Raw genomic sequence first — 18,337 nt, forward strand, 5'->3', positions numbered from 1 at the left:
GCATGACATCCATTCCGCAACGGCGGATTTCAGTCATAAAAAATACTTAACTGAAGGTGGAGTGAACATGGTGTGCAACGGTGATCGAAGCAGTGGTTGGATGATGCCCGCGGAGTGGGCGCCCCATGCAGCGACCTGGATGGTCTGGCCGCATAACCGGGCCTTGTGGGAGAGCACATGGAGCGTGCGCCTGGAGCAGGTGCAGGAGGATTTCGCTCGGGTCGCCAACGCCATCGCCCGCTTCGAGCCGGTGAAACTGGTGGTCGCCCCCGACGCCCGGGCCCGTGCCGCCGAGCTGTGTGGCGCGAACATCGAGCTGATCGAGCAGCCGGTGGACGACAGCTGGTGCCGCGATTCCGGACCGACCTTCGTCTGCCATCCGCAGCACGGCCTGGCCGGCGTCAGTTGGCGCTTCAACGCCTGGGGCGGCAAGTCGGCCCACGGGCTGGACGAGGGCCTGGCGCGGCGTGTGCTCAATGGCCTGGGCCTGGACTGCTTCGGCACCTGGCTGGCCAACGAAGGCGGGGCCATTCATGTCGATGGCGAAGGCACCCTGATCACCACCGAATCGGTATTGCTCAATCCCAACCGCAACCCGGGGCTGGACAAGGCCGATGCCGAGGCCATCTTCGCCCGCCTGCTGGGCGTGAAGAAAACCATCTGGCTGCCCGGCGATCCACAGTACGTCACCGGCGACATGACCGACGGCCATGTCGATGGCGTCTGCGCCTTCGCCCGCCCGGGTTTGCTGCTGGTGGACGCGACCCACGACCGCGATTCGGTGTACGCCGAAGTGGTGCGGGAAAACCGTCGCGCCCTGTCCCTGGCCCGGGATGCCCAGGGCCGCAGCTTCGAACTGATCGACCTGTACGAAGCCAGCGCTGCCGTAGACCCGGACGCCGAGGTGTTCTGCGCCTCGTACACCAATTTCTACATCGCCAACGGCGCGATCATCATGCCGGCCTACGGCATCGAGGCCGACCGTGAAGCGGCCAGCGTGCTGGCCGGTGCCTTCCCCGGTCGCGAAGTGGTGCCGGTACGCATCGAGCACCTGGCCCACGGGGGCGGCGGCGTGCACTGCATCACCCAACAACAACCGGCCTGGCCACTGAAGGGGCAAGCAGCATGACATTTTTCACCGTTGCCACCACCCAGATGCCGTGCACCTGGGACCTGCCGGCCAACCTCGATCGCGCCGAGCAACTGGTCCGCGATGCCGCCGCCCAGGGCGCCCAGGTGATCCTCTTGCAGGAGCTGTTCGCCACCCCGTATTTCTGCATCGAGCAGGACCACAAGCACCTCGCCCTGGCCGAGGAATATGCCCATAGCCGCGTGCTCCAGCGCTTCGCCGCGCTGGCCCGGGAGCTGGGCGTGGTGCTGCCGCTGAGCTGGTACGAGAAGGCCGGCAATGCCTTCTTCAACTCCCTCAGCGTCGCCGATGCCGATGGCCGCCTGCTGGGCGTCTACCGCAAGACCCACATCCCCAACGCCATCGGCTACCAGGAGAAGGAATATTTCAGCCCCGGCGATACCGGCTTTCGTGTCTGGGACACCGCGTTCGGCCGCCTCGGCATCGGTATCTGCTGGGACCAGTGGTTCCCGGAAACGGCGCGCAGCCTGGCGCTGATGGGCGCCGAGGTGTTGCTGTTCCCCACGGCGATCGGTTCCGAGCCGGGCGCTGCCGCCTTCGATTCCCGCGACCACTGGCAGATGACCATGCGCGGCCACGCGGCGGCCAACCTGCTGCCGGTGGTGGCGGCCAACCGCATCGGTCGCGAGGTGGCGACCGGCGACCCTGAGCTGCATATGGATTTCTACGGCTCGTCCTTCATCAGTGACCACAAGGGCAAGCTGCTGGCCGAGGCCGACCGTGATACCCCCGGCGTGCTGATGCGCACCCTCGACCTGAAGGCCATGCGCGAAGAGCGCCTGACCTGGGGCATCTTCCGCGACCGCCGGCCGGAAATGTACGGCACCCTGCTCAGCCTCGACGGTGGTTCGACCAGCGTCTGGCGCCCGGCCCGGGAGGTGTGAGATGAAGCGCCTGATTAGCGTGATCAGCCTGTCCCTGTGCCTCGGCACGGTCCAGGCCGACGACCAGGACAAGCTGCTGCGCCTGTACAACTGGTCCGACTATTTCGCCGAGGACACCCTCGCGCGCTTCACCGCCGAGACCGGGATCAAGGTGATCTACGACGTGATGGACGGCAGCGAGGTGCTGGAGGCCAAGCTGATGACCTCCGGCAGCGGCTACGACCTGATCTTCCCCGGCGACACCGTGGCCGAACGGCTGATGCGTGCCGGCAGCCTGCAGCGGCTCGATCCGGCGAAGATCACCGCGCTGGCGGATATCGAACCGGGCCTGCGCCAGTTGCGCGAGCACTATCCGCATTCGGCGGCGGCCACCGTGCCCTATACCTGGGGCAGCATCGGCCTGACCTACAACGACGAGATGATCCGCAAGCGCATGCCCGACGCGCCGGTCAACAGCCTCGACCTGCTGTTCAACCCGGAGTATGCGGCGAAGTTCGCCGACTGCGGGATCTCGGTGATCGACTCGCCGGACGAGGTGCTGGCGGTGGTGCTCAACTACCTCGGCCGCGAGCCGCGCAGCGCCAGGCCCGAGGACCTGGCCGCCGCCAGCGAACTGCTGATGAAGGTGCGCCCGTATATCCGCAAGTTCCAGTCGCAGCCGGTCACCGACCTGGTCAACGGCAACCTGTGCCTGTCCCTCGGCTACAGCGGCGACATGACCCAGGCCCAGCGCGCTGCGGATGGCGCCGGCAAGCCGGTGAGTTTCCAGTACCGCATCCCCCGCGAGGGCACCACGGTATGGATGGACAACATGGCGATCCCGGTGGACGCCAAGCACCCGGAATATGCCTACGCCTTCATCAACTTCGTCATGCGCCCGGAGAACATGGCAGCGATCAGCAACTTCACCGGCTACCCGACGTCGAGCGCCAAGGCACGACCGCAGGTCGACCCGAAGATGCGTGACAACCCGGATATCTATCCTGATGAAAGTGCCTTTGCCCGGTTGATCCCGGGCAAGGACATCCCCCAGTCGGCCATGCGCGCGCGGATGCGTGCCTGGACCAAGTTCAAGACCGCCAGTTAAAGAGTGCTTTGAATATGCCAACCCGCCGCCAGTTTATCCGGCAGCTTTCCATTGCCGGCAGCCTCGGCCTGATCGCCAGTACCGGGCTGAATCCCTTGCGTGCCTTCGCCGCCGGTGAAGAGGAGTGGTTCATGCCTGACGAGGGCGAACGCCAGCGCCATGCCTGGATGGCCTTCGGCGCCCAGGACGCGATCTGGGAGGACTTCACAGGTGATGTGCAGGAGGCCCTCGGCCGCATCGCCCGCGCCATTGCGCGGTTCCAGCCGCTCACCGTGCTGTGCCGGGCCGAGGAACGGGAACTGGCGGAGGAACTGTGCGGCGCCAGCAATGTGCGCCTTATCGAGACCGAGCTGGACGATATCTGGATGCGCGATATCGGCGCCAACTTCCTCGTCACCGAGGACGGCGCCGGACTGACCGCGATGGACTTCAACTTCAATGGCTGGGGCAACAAGCAACAGCATGCCAGCGATGCGCGGATCGCGGCGTTGATGGCCCGGGTTGTCGGGGCGCGGCATGTGCGCAGCGAATTGGTGGGCGAGGGCGGTGGTATCGAGGTGGACGGCCACGGCACCGCGATCATGACCGAGAGTTGCTGGGTCAATGCCAATCGCAACCCGGGCTGGAGCCGGGCGCAGGTGGAAGAGGAGCTCAAGGCCTGTCTGGGCTTGCGCAAGATCATCTGGCTACCGGGGATTCGCGGCAAGGACATCACCGATGCCCATGTGGATTTCTATGCGCGCTTCGTCAGCCCTGGGGTGGTGGTGGCCAACCTGGATACCGATCCCGAGTCCTATGACCATGAGGTGACCCGGCGGCATCTGGAGATCCTGCAGAACGCCACGGATGCCGACGGGCGCAAGCTCAAGGTGCATGTACTGTCGCCGCCGCTGAAGCCGCGCCGCAGTCGGTTCAATCGGGACAATCCGGATTTTGCCGCGGGGTATATCAATTATTTCGTGATCAATGGCGCGGTGATCATGCCGCAGTTCGGCGATGGGCCGGCGGACCGCAAGGCGCGGGCGTTGCTGGAGGCGTTGTATCCGGATCGAGAGGTGGTGGCCGTGGATATCGACGCGATTGCGGCGGGCGGCGGCGGGATCCATTGTGTGACGCATCAGTTGCCGTGGGTCTAGTGCCGCACTGTCGGGCCTCATCGCAGCGATGAGGCCCGACGGCACTCAGTAGATCTCCGGCACGATCAAGCCGTCCGGCGTCGGCGTGCGGCTGTAGTCGGCCTGGCGCACCCGTTGCGGCAGCGAAACCATCGGCGCCTCCACTTCCTCGTAAGGCACCTGCTTGAGCAGATGGTTGATGCAGTTCAGCCGCGCCTTTTTCTTGTCGTCAGCCTGTACCACCCACCAGCGCGCTTCGTCGATATGGGTGCGCTCGAGCATGATTTCCTTGGCCTTGGTGTAGGCCTCCCAGCGCCGCCGCGATTCCAGGTCCATGGGGCTGAGCTTCCACTGCTTGAGCGGGTCGTGGATGCGGCTGAGGAAGCGCAGGTTCTGCTCCTGGTCGGAGATCGAGAACCAGTACTTGATCACCTTGATCCCGGAACGCACCAGCATGCGCTCGAACTCCGGCACGCTGCGGAAGAACTCCTCGTACTGCTCGTCGTTACAGAAGCCCATGACCCGCTCGACCCCGGCGCGGTTGTACCAGCTGCGGTCGAACAGGGCGATCTCACCCGCCGCCGGCAGGTGCGGCACGTAGCGCTGAAAGTACCACTGGGTCTGCTCGCGGTCGTTCGGCGCCGGCAGCGCGACCACGCGGCACACCCGCGGATTGAGGCGCTGGGTGATGCGCTTGATCACGCCACCCTTGCCGGCAGCATCGCGGCCTTCGAAGATGATCACGATCTTCTGCCCGGTCTTGACCACCCAGCTCTGCAGCTTCACCAGTTCGCCCTGGAGGCGGAACAGTTCACGGAAGTAGCGGCGCCGCGCTTCCTTCTCCGGGCTGTCCGGGGCGTGCTCGTCGAACAGCTCGTCGAGGTTGGCGACGTCTTCGGCCAGTTCCAGTTCGAGTTCTTCGTCGCTATGGTCGACCAGCTCGTCGTAGATGCGCTGGATCAGGGATTCATCGGTCATCACCATGATGGGCCTCGTCAGATGTTGTGACGACCGATGTTAGGCCCGCTGCGTGGCAGGCAGGTGACACTACTGCAATGGCACGTAGATATCGGTTTCCCATTCGTCCAGCGGGGTCTGCGGGAATACGCTGAGGTAGTGGAAGAACAGCGGCTGGTCGCGCAGTTCCTCGCCGCTGGCCGGCAGCCAGTCGCGGTACACCGGGTAGATGGTCTCGCCGATATGGTCGGGCGAGCCGTGATGGCGGACTACGGCATAGCGGCCGCCGGCGATGCGCAGTTCGCCGACGCCGGTATCGTTGGGCTTCACGGCTTCCTCGATCTCGCCGCAGACGGCGAAGCGGAAGTCTTCCGCTGGCGTGGTATCGGGGTTGTTGAAGGGGATGCCGAAGGTGCGGCTCGACGCCACCGGTGACTGGCCGCTGTGCATCCGCCAGTCGATGAAGCGGCGCACGGTTTCCTGGACCAGGCCGGGCGGGCCCTGGTGTTCCAGGGCGGCGACGCGGACTTCGGCGAACTCGACGATCTTCACTTGCATGCTGATATTCCTCGAAAAGTGGGGGATGGCGAATACCGCATTCCACACCTGCCATTCCGGGTGCTGGCGAAAGGCGCTGGGGCTGCTGCCGAAGTCCCGGCGAAAGGCCCGGCTGAAGGCTTCGGGGCTGTCGAACCCGGCGTCCAGCGCCGCCTCCAGCACTGCATACTCCGCCTGACCCGCCAGCCGCCGTGCTGCGCGGCGCAGGCGCATCAGTTGCACATAGCGGGCAACCGGCACACCGACGAAGGCGCTGAACTGGCGATGGAAATGGTAGGTCGAGAAATGCGCCACCTGGCTCAGGGTCTTCACCGACAGGTCGCCTTCGAGATTGGCGTCGATATAGGCGAGGACGGCGGTGAAGCGGGCGGTGTAGGAGGTGGGCATCTGGGGTACCGGTGGTGTGGCTTGCGATGAGCACAGGTTGGGGGATTTCGAGATTGGCAGCCTAGCCGGATTTGCTCTTGTCAGTCAGGGCCCTATCGCTGGCAAGCCAGCTCCCACAGGGTCTTGCAGCGACTCGGACCCTGTGGGAGCTGGCTTGCCAGCGATGAGGCCCTGACAGGCAACATCATCTCCTGAGCCGAGCCTGATCCGCACACCCCAGGAATGTCTCCACCACCTGGCTCGTCCGCCGCTCCGCCAGGCAATACAGGTAGGTCTCGGTAAACACCGGATCCCCCTCGATCCTGATCGCCTTCAACTGCGGCCCCGGAATGAACTCCGCCTCCGACACCACCCCCAGCCCGATCCCGCGCACCACCGCTTCGCGCAGGGCTTCGCGGCTGCCGATCTCCATCAGCATCCGCGGTGTCACCTCGCGCTCGGCCAGGGCTTTTTCGAAGTTCAGTCGCGTGGTCGAGCCCTGTTCCCGGCGCAGCATCGGCTGCCCCTGGAGCTCCTCCAGGCGCACGCTGTCGCGCCTGGCCAGGGGATGCTGGTGATGGGCGAAGACGATCACCGGATGCCGCGCATACAAGGTCGCATGAAACGCCGGATCTTCATGCAGCCCCGCCAGCACACCGATATCGATCACATAGTTCTCCAGGTCCGCCAGCACCGAGGCCGAGTTGCCGACGCGGATCGACAGTTCGATCTGCGGGTACTCGCGCTGGTAGGCATCGACCATCTCGATCACATGGAACGGCCCCACCGCGCCCAGGCGCAACTGCCCGCGCACCAGGCTGCCGGAGTCCTTCAGCAGCCCCTCGGCTTCGGCCTCCAGGGCCAGCAACTGCTGGGCAATCGGCAACAACTGCCGGCCCACCGTCGACAACTCCGCCCGTCGTCCGCGCCGATGAAACAGCTCCAGGTTGTGCGAACGCTCCAGCGCCTGCACCTGGGTGGTGATGGTCGGCTGGCTCAGCCCCAGGGCCCGGGCCCCGGCGCTGAAGCTGCCATGCCGGGCGACGGCGAGAAAGGCGCGCAGCTTGCTGTTTGACATATAGATCCTTTCAATACTTTTTCGAGAAAAGCCATATTGAATCGATGGTATGACCGTCACATGACGAAGCGAGGATGGGCGCACTCCAACCACAATCCGGAACTGCCATGAATCGCCTTCGCCAGTTGCTGTGTGCCGCCAGTCTTTCCCTGCCGTTGTTCACCAGTGTTGCCGCCCAGGCCGAAGAGGCGCTGCGCATCGGCCTGATCCCGTCCGAGGACGCCCAGTCGATGATCGAGAGCAGCAAGCAGGTGCTCGACCAGTTGCAGGCGCAACTGGGCATGCCGGTCAAACCCTTCGTCGCCACCGACTACAACGGGGTGATCGAGGCGCTGCGCTCGAAAAAGCTGGATGTCGCCTACCTCGGCCCGTTCTCCTATGTGCTGGCGAACAAGGTCGCCGGCGCCGAGGCCTTCGCCGTGGCAGTCACCCGCAAGACCGGCAAGAGCGCCTACCACAGCCTGATCATCAGCCGCGCCGACAGCCCGATCAAAAGCCTGGCCGACCTGAAAGGCCATACCTTCGCCTTCGTCGACCCGAGCTCGGCCTCCGGCCACCTGTTCCCCAAGGCCGGCCTGGAACAGGCCGGGTACAAACCGGAATCGACCTTCTCGCGGATGATCTTCTCCGGCTCCCATGACGCCAGCATCCTCGCTGTGGCCAACCGCAAGGTGGACGCCGCCGCCGTCGCCGACCGCATCCTCGCCACCGCCGTAGCCCAGGGCTCGGTCAAGCAGGACGAGTTGCAAGTGGTCTGGACCTCCCCGGATATCCCCGAGTCGCCCATGGTCTGGCGCAAGGACCTGGACCCGGTGCTGAAGCAGAAACTGGCCGCCGCCCTGGCCAACGTCAAGGACGTGCCCTGGGGCGACCAGGGCATGCTCAACGGCTTCCAGCCCACCACCGACGCCGCCTACGACGTGGTCCGCGACACTGCCACGGTGCTCGATCTCGACCTGGGCAAGATGAAATGATCCGCGTCCGCCAGCTCACCAAGCAGTACGGCGACAACCCGGTGCTGCGCGGCATCGACCTGGATATCGGCGCCGGCGAGTTCGTCGTGGTGCTGGGCCAGTCCGGCGCCGGCAAATCGACCCTGCTGCGCTGCATGAACCGTCTGGCCCGGGCCGATGGCGGCGAGTTGCAGGTGGCCGGCATCGATGCGATGCAGCCCCGCGACGAGCGCGCACTGCGCCGCCAGGTGGCGATGATCTTCCAGCATCACAACGTGGTGCCGCGCCTGTCGGTGCTGAAGAACGTGCTGACCGGGCGTCTCGGTGCCGTCTCGACCCTCGCGTCGATCCTGCAACTGTTCAGTCGCGCTGATGTGGACCTGGCGCGGCAATGCCTGGCCCGGGTCGGACTGGGGCACAAGGCCTCGGCCCGCACCGACTCGCTCTCCGGCGGGCAGATGCAGCGGGTCGGCATCGCCCGGGCCCTGGCCCAGCAGCCACGGGTGATTCTCGCCGACGAACCGGTGGCAAGCCTCGACCCGAAGACGGCGCGGCTGGTCATGCAATACCTGCGCGACGCCAGCCGCGAGCTGGGCATCACCGTGGTGTGCAACCTGCACCAGGTGGATTTCGCCCGGGAATTCGGCGACCGCATCGTCGGCCTGGCCCATGGCCGGCTCGTCTACGACGGTGATGCCGGCGGTCTTGATGACGCAGCGCTGCAACGTATCTATCCGGCGACGGAGGAGGGCGACTCGAACAGTCTTGCCGCCCCGGCCAGCCTGCACTACGCCACTGGCCTGGGAGGTTGAAATGGCGACCCGAGATTACCGCTGGATGGTCGACACCCCGAACAGCCTGCGCGGCTGGGCCCTGAGAGCCGGGCTGCTGCTGGCGCTGCTGGTCCTGCTGCACTGGAGCGCCGGCGGTGCCCAGCTCAGCTGGGGCGAACTGGCGGCGGGGCTGCCGCAGATCGGCGACTTCATCAGCCGTTCGCTGCCGCCGGATCCGGCGATCCTGCCGCGCCTGCTGGCGCCGGCCCTGGAAACCGTGCAGATCGCCATCTGGGGCACCTTGCTGGCGATCCTCTGCGCCGTGCCCCTGGCATTCCTGGCCGCGCGCAACCTGCACGGCAACCGCTGGCTGTACCAGGGCACCCGCCAGGGCCTGAACGTGATTCGCAGCATCAACGAGCTGATTCTTGCCCTGGTCTTCGTCTCCGCCGTCGGCCTGGGGCCGTTCCCCGGCGTACTGGCGTTGGCAGTGCATGGCGTGGGCATGCTCGGCAAGTTCTTCGCCGAGAGCATCGAGGAGATCGACCAGGGCCCGCTGGAAGCCCTGCGTGCCACCGGGGCGCGGCCGTTGCAGGTGATCGTCTTCGGCGTGCTGCCCCAGGTGATCACCGCCTGGATCGCCGTGGTGCTGTACCGCTTCGAGGTCAACCTGCGTTCGGCCACGGTGCTGGGCATGGTCGGCGCCGGTGGCCTGGGTTTCGAGCTGGTCAGCAGCCTGAAGCTGTTCAAGTACCCGGAAACCGCCACCTGCATCATCGTCATCACCCTGATGGTGATCGCCGCCGACCTGCTGTCCAGCCGCCTGCGCCGGGCCATCCAGGATAACGGCAGGCACTGAGCCGCAGCCGTTATCGGTTCAGCCGATGCTGACCCAGGATCAATCGATTGGAGTCGGTCCCGCCGCGCACTGAAGATGCGCCCAGGTGCCAACAACAAGAACGGAGATACCATGCCTGCCTACTTCCACAACCCGGTCGCCAGCCACTTCGGCGCCGGCAGCCTGAACCGCATCGTCGACCTGACCGAGGGCCAGCGCGTGGCCCTGGTGATCTTCCCCGAGGCCCGCGCCCTCGGCCTGCTGGCGCGGATCGAAGCGCTGCTGGGGGAGCGTCTGGTGCATGTCGTCGAGGATGTCCAGCCGAACCCGGACGTGGCCCATCTGCGCGCCACCTACGAAACCTTCTGGCGTGAAGCCGCCGACTGCGAAACCGTGCTGGCGGTGGGTGGCGGCAGCGCCATCGACACGGCCAAGGCGTTGATGGTCGGCACCGGTTCCGGCCGTTTCGACGAACTGCTCGGCCTGCTGGCCGCCGGCAAGCCGTTCACCCCGCCACGCTGCAAGACCCTGATCGCCGCGCCGACCACCGCCGGCACCGGCAGCGAAGTGACGCCCTGGGCGACGATCTGGGACGCCGGCGCGCAGAAGAAATACTCCCTGCACCTGGACTGCACCTGGCCGCGGGCCGCCCTGATCGACCCGGAACTGATGCTCACGGTGCCGGCCGGGGTCACCGTGTCCACCGGTCTCGATGCTCTGTCCCATGCCCTTGAAGCGATCTGGAACGTCAACGCCAACCCGCTTTCCGACACCTTTGCCATCTCCGCCATCGAGGACATCCTCGACTGCCTGCCGCGCCTGCGTGGCGACCTGGAGAACCCTGATCTGCGCGCGCGCATGGCCCTGGCTGCGCTGAAGGCGGGGATGGCCTTTTCCAACACCAAGACCGCGCTGGCCCATTCCATCTCCTACGAGATGACCCTGCGCCACGGCCTGCCCCACGGCATCGCCTGTTCCTTCACCTTGCCCCATGTCCTGGGCCTGGCCTGGGGCCGCGATGCGGCACGGGACCAGACCCTGCAGCGGGTCTTCGGCGCCGACCTCGACCAGGCCCAGGCGCGCTTGCGCGACTTCCTCCACAGCCTCGGGGTCAAGACCGAGTTCACCGACTACGGGATCAGCGAGGAGCAGGCCCAGGCCATGATTCGCCATGCCCTGCAGGGCGCCCGGGGCAAGAACTTCATCGGTTCGCAAGCCGCCTGACCGCCATTTCTGTTGCTTTCGTCGCACCCACGAGAATGCCTGCTTGCGGCGGCGACGCCGCGAGCGCATAACAAGAAGGAAAAAGCCTCATGAACCGTGCGCAATCCCTGTCTGGTCTCGCCGTGCCCTCCCATTCGACCTTTCGCCTGGCCCAGTGGCGCATGCTCCTGGCCGCGATGTTCTGCTACCTGTTCTTCTATACCGGTCGACAGACCTTCGGTTTCGCCATTCCCGGGATCCAGGCCGAATTCGGCCTGAGCAAGGAAACCCTCGGCTGGATCTCCGCCGCCATGCTCTGGGCCTATGCCATCGGCCAGGCGATCAATGGCAGCCTCGCCGACAGCTACGGCGGCAGGCGCATCATGAGCCTCGGCGCGGTGCTGTCCTGCGCAGCCAACTGGCTCACCAGCTTCGCCGCCGGCTTCACCAGCCTGATCCTGCCCTGGGCCCTGAACGGTTATCTCCAGGCCCTGGGCTGGGCGCCGGGCAGTCGCTTGCTGTCGAACTGGTGGGGCGTGTCCGAGCGAGGCAAGGTCTACGGCTTCTATGTCTTCGCTGCCGGCTGTGCGTCGATCCTGTCCTACGTCACCTCGATGGTGGTGCTGGAGGTGCTGCACCTGGAATGGCGCTGGATCTTCCGCCTGCCGGTGCTGCTGATGCTGGCCGGCGGCATCCTGTTCTACCTGATCGCCCGTGACCGCCCGCAGGACCTCGGCTTCGAGCCCCTGGCCGACACCGGTGTGGCCAATGCCGATGACAAGGGCCATGAAGTCGCCAGCGACGCCCAGGAAAGCGCCGCGCAACGCTACAAGGCAGTGCTGAAGAACGTGCGCCTGCTGATCGCCGCCGTGTCCCTGGGCTTCCAGAATGCTGCGCGCTACGGCCTGATCGTCTGGGTCCCGGTGCATTTCCTCGGCGCCGACTGGAAGCATGGCGATGGCTGGATCGATCCCAAGTGGATCACCGTGGCCCTGCCGGTGGGCATGGCCGTGGGCGCGCTGAGCAATGGCTGGATCTCGGACAGGCTGTTCGGCTCGAAACGCTACCTGGCGATCATGCTCTACATGGTCCTCGGCGCCGCCACCAGCCTGTGGATGTGGAGCCTGCCGGCCCACAGCGGCATCGGCCTGGCCGCGCTGTTCCTCTGTGGCTTCTTCGTCTACGGCCCGGCCTCGAGCTTCTGGGCGCTGTGCCCGGACCTGGTCGGCGCACGCCGTGCCGGCACCGCCACCGGGGTGATGAACTTCTCTTCGTACCTGTTCGCCGGACTCTGCGAACCGCTGATCGGCAGCCTGCTGGACAGCACCGGCAATACCTCGCTGATCTTCATCGTGGTCGCCAGCGCCTGCCTGTGCAGCGCCGTGGTGGCGATGTTCGTGCGCCGTTGAACTTCCACTGACCCTGGATAAGGCAAACCCATGTACCAGTACCACAAATGGCTGCGCTCCTTTCACGCGGTTGCCCAAACCGGCAGTTTCACCCTGGCGGCCGAGTACCTCAGCGTGGGCCAGCCGACCGTCAGCGAGCAGGTCGGGGCGCTGGAGCAGATGTTTGCCGTGGAGCTGTTCCACCGCCGCGGGCGCTCTGTCGAGATGAGCGCGGCGGGGCGGCAGTTGTATGCCATTACCCAGGGCCTGTTCGGCCAGGAAGACGAGGCGATCCAGTTGCTGCACAGCTTCCGCGAACGCAAGGCGGGGCTGCTGCGCATCGGCGCGGTGTCGCCGCCGATCGCCATGAACCTCACCTACGAACTGATGCAGCAGTACCCGGATATCAAGCTGGAAACCTCGTTCTCCCCGGCGCACGAGACCCTGGAGCGCTTGTACAGCTTCGATATCGACCTGGCGATCCTCGCCCTGTCGGAGTTCGACCAGCGCCTGCATACCCGGCTGTACCGGCGCTACCCGATCATCGCCGTGGTCCGCGACGACCATCCCTGGGCGCAGCAGGACCAGGTGCATATCGAGCAGTTGCGCGGTGAGCGCCTGGTGCTGCGCGAGCCGTCGTCACGCACCCGGCAACTGGTCGAGGAAACCTGCCGGCATGCCGGGATCGAGCTGGACTGCGCCATGCAACTGAACAGCCGCGAAGCCATCGTCCACGCGATCGCCCGGGGTATCGGCATCGGTTTCGTCTCGGCCGTGGAGTACGCGGAGACCCCGGGAACCCGGCCGATCACCTTCGTCGACCACCCGTTCCATATCGACTACCACCTGTGCTGTCTGGCGCTGCGACGCAACCGCGCGATGATCGCCGAGTTGTTCGACGCGCCGGCCTGAACCCTGATTTTTCTGACCTGCCACTGGAGATCCACCATGAACTACCAGCAACCCAAACGCCTGCAAGCTGTCATCCTTGACTGGGCCGGCACCGTCGTCGACTTCGGCTCCTTTGCCCCGACCCAGATCTTCGTCGAGGCCTTTGGCGAATTCGGTGTCGAAGTGTCCCTGGAAGAAGCCCGCGGCCCGATGGGCATGGGCAAGTGGGACCATATCCGCACCCTGTGCGACCAGCCGGCGATTGCCGAGCGTTACCGGGCGCGCTTTGGCCGGGCGCCGAGCGACGAGGATGTCACCGCCATCTACGAACGCTTCATGCCGCTGCAGATCGACAAGATCGGCCTGCACTCGGCGCTGATTCCGGGGGCGCTGGAGGCGATTGCCGAATTGCGTGAAAAGGGGTTGAAGATCGGTACCTGTTCCGGCTACCCGAAGGTGGTCATGGCCAGGGTGGTGGAGCTGGCGGCGGCCAATGGCTACAGCCCGGACCATGTGGTGGCCACCGATGAAGTGCCCAATGGCCGGCCGTATCCGGCGCAGTCCCTGGCCAACGTGATTGCATTGGGCATCGACGATGTGGCGGCCTGCGTCAAGGTCGACGACACCTGGCCGGGGATTCTCGAAGGGCGCAGCGCCGGGATGTGGACGGTGGCGCTGACCTGCTCGGGGAATGCGCTGGGGCTGACGTATGAGCAGTACAAGGCGCTGCCGGCTGACCAGCTGGAAGCCGAGCGGGCGCGGATCGGGCGGATGTTCGAAGGCTCGCGGCCGCATTACCTGATCGACACCATTGCCGAATTGCCGGCGGTGATCGAGGACATCAATGCGCGACTGGCGCGGGGGGAGATGCCGCAGGGCTTTTAAGTAAGGTCCGGCCGAAGTTGCTGTGGTGAATTCACCACAGCAATCGCTGGCAAGCCAGCTCCCACAGGTACAGCGCAGGTCCTGGGCTTTGTGCTGACCCTGTGGGAGCTGGCTTGCCAGCGATGGGGCCCGAAAGCCAGGCACCGATTTGGCCCTCTCACACAGCCCCCGATTGGACCTTTATCAACCACCCCCAACAGCCTATCCTCCCGTCCTTTTGCACCTCTTGGGCACCCATGGACTCCCTCTGGCTCATCATCATCTTCGGCGCCATCCTGGCCGGCTTCGTCCAGGGCCTGTCCGGCTCCAACTTCGGCCTGGTGGCCATGGCCTTGTGGGCCTGGGCCGTACCGCCAGCCCTGACCGGCCCGCTGGTGGTCTGTGGCTCGCTCACCGGCCAGTTGCTCGCCGCTCGCACCCTGCGCCGCGGCCTGAAACGCGAGCACCTGCTGCCCATGGTGATCGGCGGCCTGATCGGCGTGCCCGTGGGCGTCCTCCTGCTGCACCAGATCGACCCGCTGCTGTTCCGCCTGCTGGTGGGCATCGTCCTGGCCCTGTGGTGCCCGCTGATGCTGTTCTCGTCCAGCTTGCCGCGCGTTCGCAGCGGCGGCGCCGGGGCGGATGCGCTAGTGGGTGTGGTTGGTGGAGTCATGGGCGGCCTCGGCGGCCTGACCGGCCCGGCCACGGCATTGTGGGCGGTGCTCAAGGGCTGGGACCGGGATACCCAGCGCTCGGTGATCCAGGGCTTCAACCTGGCCATGCAACTGCTGACGATGATGACCTACGTGGTGGCCGGGACCATTACCACCGAGGCCCTGAGCCTGTTCCCCGTGGTGATTCTCAGCGTGCTGCTGCCGACCCTGCTTGGCGTGCGCCTGTACCGGCATTTCAGTGATGTCGCGTTCCGTCGCGTGGTCCTGGGGCTGTTGGGACTGGCCGGCATCCTGCTGATCGCCCAGTCCCTGCCGCACTTCATCTAGGCAACCGGTACATCCAGCCCCACCTTCACATTGCTCATCGACACCAGGGTCTTGAAGCGCTTGACGTTGTTGCTTTCGAAGAACAGCGTCCGCGTCAGCTCGGTGTACTGCTCCATGTTGCGCACCGCCATGATCAGCACGAAGTCGCATTCCCCGGCCACGTAGTAGCACTGCTGCACCTGCGGGCAAGCGAGGAAGGTGCGCTTCATGGCGTCGAGCAGGTCGAGGCGTTCGTTCTCGACTTCCACTTCGGTGATCACCGTCAGGCCGTAGCCCACCGCTACCGGGTCCACCAACGACACGGTCTTGCGCACCACGCCATCGGCATTGAGCTTCTTCAGGCGACGATTGACCGCTGCGGGGGAGAGATTGACCCGGGCGCCGAGGTCCTGCTGCGAGGTGGTGGCGTCCTGCTGCACGGCGTCGAGCAGGGCGAGGTCGAACGGATCCAGACTCATGACGGCGGATTTCCTGAGTGAAGGCGAATGCGGAATAAAAATTCATTTCCGGGGCGAAAATCAAGAAATAACTCCATCGCATTGAAATAGCATTTACCTCATCGACGAACACCCCTTGGAGTACCTGGATGAACCTTCAACTCGACGGCGCTCTGCTGCTGGAGCAGATCCGCATCCTTGGCGAACTGGGCGCCGACCCGGTGCAGGGCGGTCGTACCCGGATCGCCCTGACCGATGCCGAAAAGGCCGGGCGCGACCAGGTGGTGGCCTGGATGAAGGCGCTGGACCTGGAGGTGCGCATCGACCGCATCGGCAATATCTTCGGCACCTTGCCGGCCGCCTCCGGCGAAGATCTGGCGCCATTGATGATGGGCTCGCATATCGACACCGTGACCAATGCCGGCGCCCTCGATGGCTGCTACGGCGTGCTCGCCGGCCTCGCAGTGATCCGTGCCTACCGTGACGCCGGCGTGCTGCCGGCGCGGCCGATCACGGTTGGTGCCTTCACCAACGAGGAGGGCGTGCGCTATCAGCCGGACATGATGGGTTCGCTGGTCTATGCCGGTGGTCTTGAGGTGCAGGTGGCGCTGGATACCCTTGGCACCGACGGCACCCGCCTTGGCGACGAGCTGGCGCGCATCGGTTATGCCGGCGACCTGCAACCCGGCGCCATCGTGCCGCATGAATACCTCGAGCTGCATATCGAGCAGGGCCCGATCCTCGAGGCCGAGGGCATCCAGATCGGCGTGGTGGAAAACCTCCAGGGCATTTCCTGGCAGCAGGTGACGGTGCAGGGCAATGCCAACCATGCCGGCACCACCCCGACCCGCCTGCGCCATGACGCCGGCTACGTGGCTTGTGCCGCTGTAGCCGAGGCCCGCGCCATCGCTCGAGATTCAGCCGGCACCACCCTGGCCACCACCGGCTGCATCGCCTTCGAACCCAACGTGATCAACGTGATTCCGCGCAAGGCGGTGTTCACCGTCGACCTGCGTGACCCCGATGAAGCCCGCTTGCAACAGGCCGAACAGCGTTTCGCCGACTTCCTCGAGCGGATCGCCGCAGAGGAGGGCGTGAAGATTTCCAGCGAGCGCCTGGTGCGTTTCGAACCGGTGATCTTCGACGCCACCCTGGCCGACCAGATCGAAGCCAGCGCCGTGCGCCTGGGCCTGAGCCACCGGCGCATGACCTCCGGTGCCGGCCACGACGCGCAGATGATCGCCCGTATCGCCCCGGCGGCGATGATCTTCGTGCCCAGCCGTGGCGGCATCAGCCACAACCCCCGCGAGCACACCGATGACGCGCAACTGGTGATGGGCGCCGAAGTCCTGCTGGACGTGGTCGCCCGCCGACTCGCCTGACCCCTTTGCCAACGCCAACGCCGATGCCCCACGCCATCGGTGACGGCACCCCTTTGCCTGATGGAGACCGCAATGCTGCTAGCCAACCGCAACGCCCGCCGTATCCCGTACCCCGAAGACCTGCGCGAGATCATGAGCATCGCCAGGGCCGGCCAGAGCCGTGACTGGCTTGCGCACTGGGCTGGCCTCAACCGTGGCGCCACGCCGCTGTACAGCCTGCCGGACCTGGCCGCCGAGCTGGGCGTGGGCCAGTTGCTGGTCAAGGACGAGTCGCAGCGCTCGCAGTTGGGCAGCTTCAAGGCCCTGGGTGCGCCGATTGCCCTGGTGCGCCTGATCCTGCGGCGCTTCCCCGAGCACAATTTCAATGTCCGGGCCTTGCTCGCTGGTGAGTACGCCGAAACCCTGGCCGGTTTCACCGTGATCAGCGCCACCGACGGCAACCACGGCCGTGCCCTGGCGGCTGCGGCACAGACCCTGGGTTGCCGCTGCGTGATCGTGCTGCATGCCAATGTCAGCGTTGAACGGGAAGCGGCGATCGCCGCCTATGACGCCGAGATCGTGCGCATCAGCGGCAACTACGACGAGTCGGTGGAAGAGGCTGCGGCCCTGGCCTTCCGCAATGGCTGGCTGGTGGTGTCCGACACCTCCTATGACGGCTACGAGGAGATTCCCCGGGACGTGATGCAGGGCTACGGCACCATCGCGGCGGAGATCGTCGAGGCCTATGACCAGGGCTTTACCCATGTCTTCCTGCAGGGTGGCGTCGGTGGCCTGGCGGCCGGGATCGCCAGTTACCTGTGGGAGCTGCAGGGTGCACAGCGGCCGACCTTGGTCATGGTCGAGCCGGCACAGGCCGACTGCCTGTACCAGAGCGCCCTGGCCGGGCGCGCGGCGAATGCCAGTGGCTCGGTGGACTCGGTGATGGCGGGGCTGGCCTGTGGGGAAACCTCGCCGCTGGCGTGGAAATTCCTGGAGAACAGCGTCGATTTCTTCATGACCCTGCATGACGACGAGGCGCTGCTGGCGATGCGGCGCCTGGCGGCCGGCAGCGAGCGGGATATTCCGCTGGCGTCCGGCGAGTCGGCGGTGGCCGGGCTGGCGGCCTTGCAGCGCCTGGCGAAGGCACCGCAACAGGCTGCCGAGCTGGGGCTGGACAAGGATTCCCGGGTGCTGCTGATCAGCACTGAAGGTGCCACGGCGCCGGGTGTGTATGCCGAACTGGTCGGCGAGTCCGCCGAGTCGGTCCTGGCCCGCCAGCGCGAGTGGCTGGCCCGGGCCTGACAATAATTCCCCGACCCGGCGCGGTCCCTGTGGGAGCTGGCTTGCCAGCGATGAGGCCGGCAAGGGCACCTCTGATGCCAGATAGGGCCCTATCGCTGGCAAGCCAGCTCCCACAGGGTTCTCCATCAGCC

General features: G+C 65.8%; 18 protein-coding genes. 14 read left to right on the forward strand and 4 right to left on the reverse strand.

The annotated features are described in order from the left end of the window. Positions 1-67: 67 nt before the first annotated feature. The 4 genes from AC2CQI_RS03500 to AC2CQI_RS03515 are packed head-to-tail and all read left to right on the forward strand — an operon-like array spanning position 68 to position 4,257. Complete coding sequence (locus AC2CQI_RS03500; protein WP_484579188.1) at positions 68-1,129, forward strand: agmatine deiminase family protein; 1,062 nt, start codon at positions 68-70, stop codon at positions 1,127-1,129. After that, complete coding sequence (gene aguB, locus AC2CQI_RS03505; protein ID WP_484579189.1) at positions 1,126-2,034, forward strand: N-carbamoylputrescine amidase; 909 nt, start codon at positions 1,126-1,128, stop codon at positions 2,032-2,034. Before AC2CQI_RS03500 ends, aguB begins: the two co-directional genes overlap by 4 nt. A gap of 1 nt (position 2,035) precedes the next feature. Next, complete coding sequence (locus tag AC2CQI_RS03510) at positions 2,036-3,121, forward strand: extracellular solute-binding protein (protein WP_484579190.1); 1,086 nt, start codon at positions 2,036-2,038, stop codon at positions 3,119-3,121. Between the two features lie 14 nt (positions 3,122-3,135). Continuing rightward, complete coding sequence (locus AC2CQI_RS03515; protein WP_484579191.1) at positions 3,136-4,257, forward strand: agmatine deiminase family protein; 1,122 nt, start codon at positions 3,136-3,138, stop codon at positions 4,255-4,257. 45 nt (positions 4,258-4,302) lie between these two features. On the opposite strand, the gene ppk2 is transcribed toward AC2CQI_RS03515, so the two are convergent. The 3 genes from ppk2 to AC2CQI_RS03530 form a co-directional block, all read right to left on the reverse strand. Beyond that, positions 4,303-5,214 carry a polyphosphate kinase 2 gene (ppk2, locus tag AC2CQI_RS03520; RefSeq protein ID WP_256720970.1) on the reverse strand — a complete coding sequence of 304 codons (912 nt, stop codon included), beginning with the start codon at positions 5,212-5,214 and terminating at the stop codon, positions 4,303-4,305. Between the two features lie 69 nt (positions 5,215-5,283). After that, positions 5,284-6,138, reverse strand: a complete 855-nt coding sequence (locus AC2CQI_RS03525; RefSeq protein ID WP_484579192.1) for an AraC family transcriptional regulator — start codon at positions 6,136-6,138, stop codon at positions 5,284-5,286. A gap of 184 nt (positions 6,139-6,322) precedes the next feature. Further along, positions 6,323-7,195 (reverse strand): LysR substrate-binding domain-containing protein, encoded by an 873-nt coding sequence (locus AC2CQI_RS03530; protein WP_075801886.1) that lies wholly within the window; start codon positions 7,193-7,195, stop codon positions 6,323-6,325. Between the two features lie 107 nt (positions 7,196-7,302). Here AC2CQI_RS03530 and phnD point away from each other — a divergent pair, with 107 nt between their 5' ends. The 8 genes from phnD (at position 7,303) to AC2CQI_RS03570 (ending at position 15,106) form a co-directional block, all read left to right on the forward strand. Then, positions 7,303-8,169: a phosphonate ABC transporter substrate-binding protein gene (gene phnD, locus AC2CQI_RS03535; RefSeq protein ID WP_484579193.1), complete on the forward strand. Its 867-nt coding sequence runs from the start codon at positions 7,303-7,305 to the stop codon at positions 8,167-8,169. After that, a complete protein-coding gene (gene phnC, locus AC2CQI_RS03540) occupies positions 8,166-8,960 on the forward strand; it encodes a phosphonate ABC transporter ATP-binding protein (RefSeq protein ID WP_075801884.1) in 795 nt (264 codons plus the stop codon). Before phnD ends, phnC begins: the two co-directional genes overlap by 4 nt. Before the next feature lies 1 nt (position 8,961). Then, entirely contained in the window at positions 8,962-9,780 is an 819-nt protein-coding gene (phnE, locus tag AC2CQI_RS03545; protein ID WP_075801883.1) for a phosphonate ABC transporter, permease protein PhnE, read from the forward strand. 111 nt (positions 9,781-9,891) lie between these two features. Beyond that, positions 9,892-10,983, forward strand: a complete 1,092-nt coding sequence (gene psrA, locus AC2CQI_RS03550) for an iron-containing alcohol dehydrogenase PsrA (protein WP_484579194.1) — start codon at positions 9,892-9,894, stop codon at positions 10,981-10,983. 89 nt (positions 10,984-11,072) lie between these two features. After that, entirely contained in the window at positions 11,073-12,371 is a 1,299-nt protein-coding gene (locus AC2CQI_RS03555; RefSeq protein ID WP_075801881.1) for an MFS transporter, read from the forward strand. A gap of 30 nt (positions 12,372-12,401) precedes the next feature. Then, on the forward strand, positions 12,402-13,262 hold the full coding sequence (locus AC2CQI_RS03560; protein ID WP_484579195.1) for a LysR substrate-binding domain-containing protein: 861 nt from the start codon (positions 12,402-12,404) through the stop codon (positions 13,260-13,262). Positions 13,263-13,298: 36 nt separating this feature from the next. Continuing rightward, a complete protein-coding gene (phnX, locus tag AC2CQI_RS03565) occupies positions 13,299-14,126 on the forward strand; it encodes a phosphonoacetaldehyde hydrolase (RefSeq protein WP_075801879.1) in 828 nt (275 codons plus the stop codon). A gap of 236 nt (positions 14,127-14,362) precedes the next feature. Further along, positions 14,363-15,106: a sulfite exporter TauE/SafE family protein gene (locus AC2CQI_RS03570; protein WP_484579196.1), complete on the forward strand. Its 744-nt coding sequence runs from the start codon at positions 14,363-14,365 to the stop codon at positions 15,104-15,106. On the opposite strand, the gene AC2CQI_RS03575 is transcribed toward AC2CQI_RS03570, so the two are convergent. Next, positions 15,103-15,564: an Lrp/AsnC family transcriptional regulator gene (locus AC2CQI_RS03575; RefSeq protein ID WP_484579197.1), complete on the reverse strand. Its 462-nt coding sequence runs from the start codon at positions 15,562-15,564 to the stop codon at positions 15,103-15,105. The genes AC2CQI_RS03570 and AC2CQI_RS03575 overlap by 4 nt on opposite strands. A gap of 128 nt (positions 15,565-15,692) precedes the next feature. Between AC2CQI_RS03575 and AC2CQI_RS03580 the strand changes: the two genes are divergently transcribed. Continuing rightward, on the forward strand, positions 15,693-16,925 hold the full coding sequence (locus AC2CQI_RS03580) for an allantoate amidohydrolase (RefSeq protein ID WP_484579198.1): 1,233 nt from the start codon (positions 15,693-15,695) through the stop codon (positions 16,923-16,925). A gap of 72 nt (positions 16,926-16,997) precedes the next feature. After that, the gene (locus AC2CQI_RS03585) at positions 16,998-18,206 is read left to right on the forward strand and encodes a diaminopropionate ammonia-lyase (protein WP_484579199.1); all 1,209 of its coding nucleotides are present in this window, start codon (positions 16,998-17,000) and stop codon (positions 18,204-18,206) included. Positions 18,207-18,337: the final 131 nt, after the last annotated feature.

It is taken from the genome of Pseudomonas sp. P2S-1 (genome assembly GCF_057197725.1).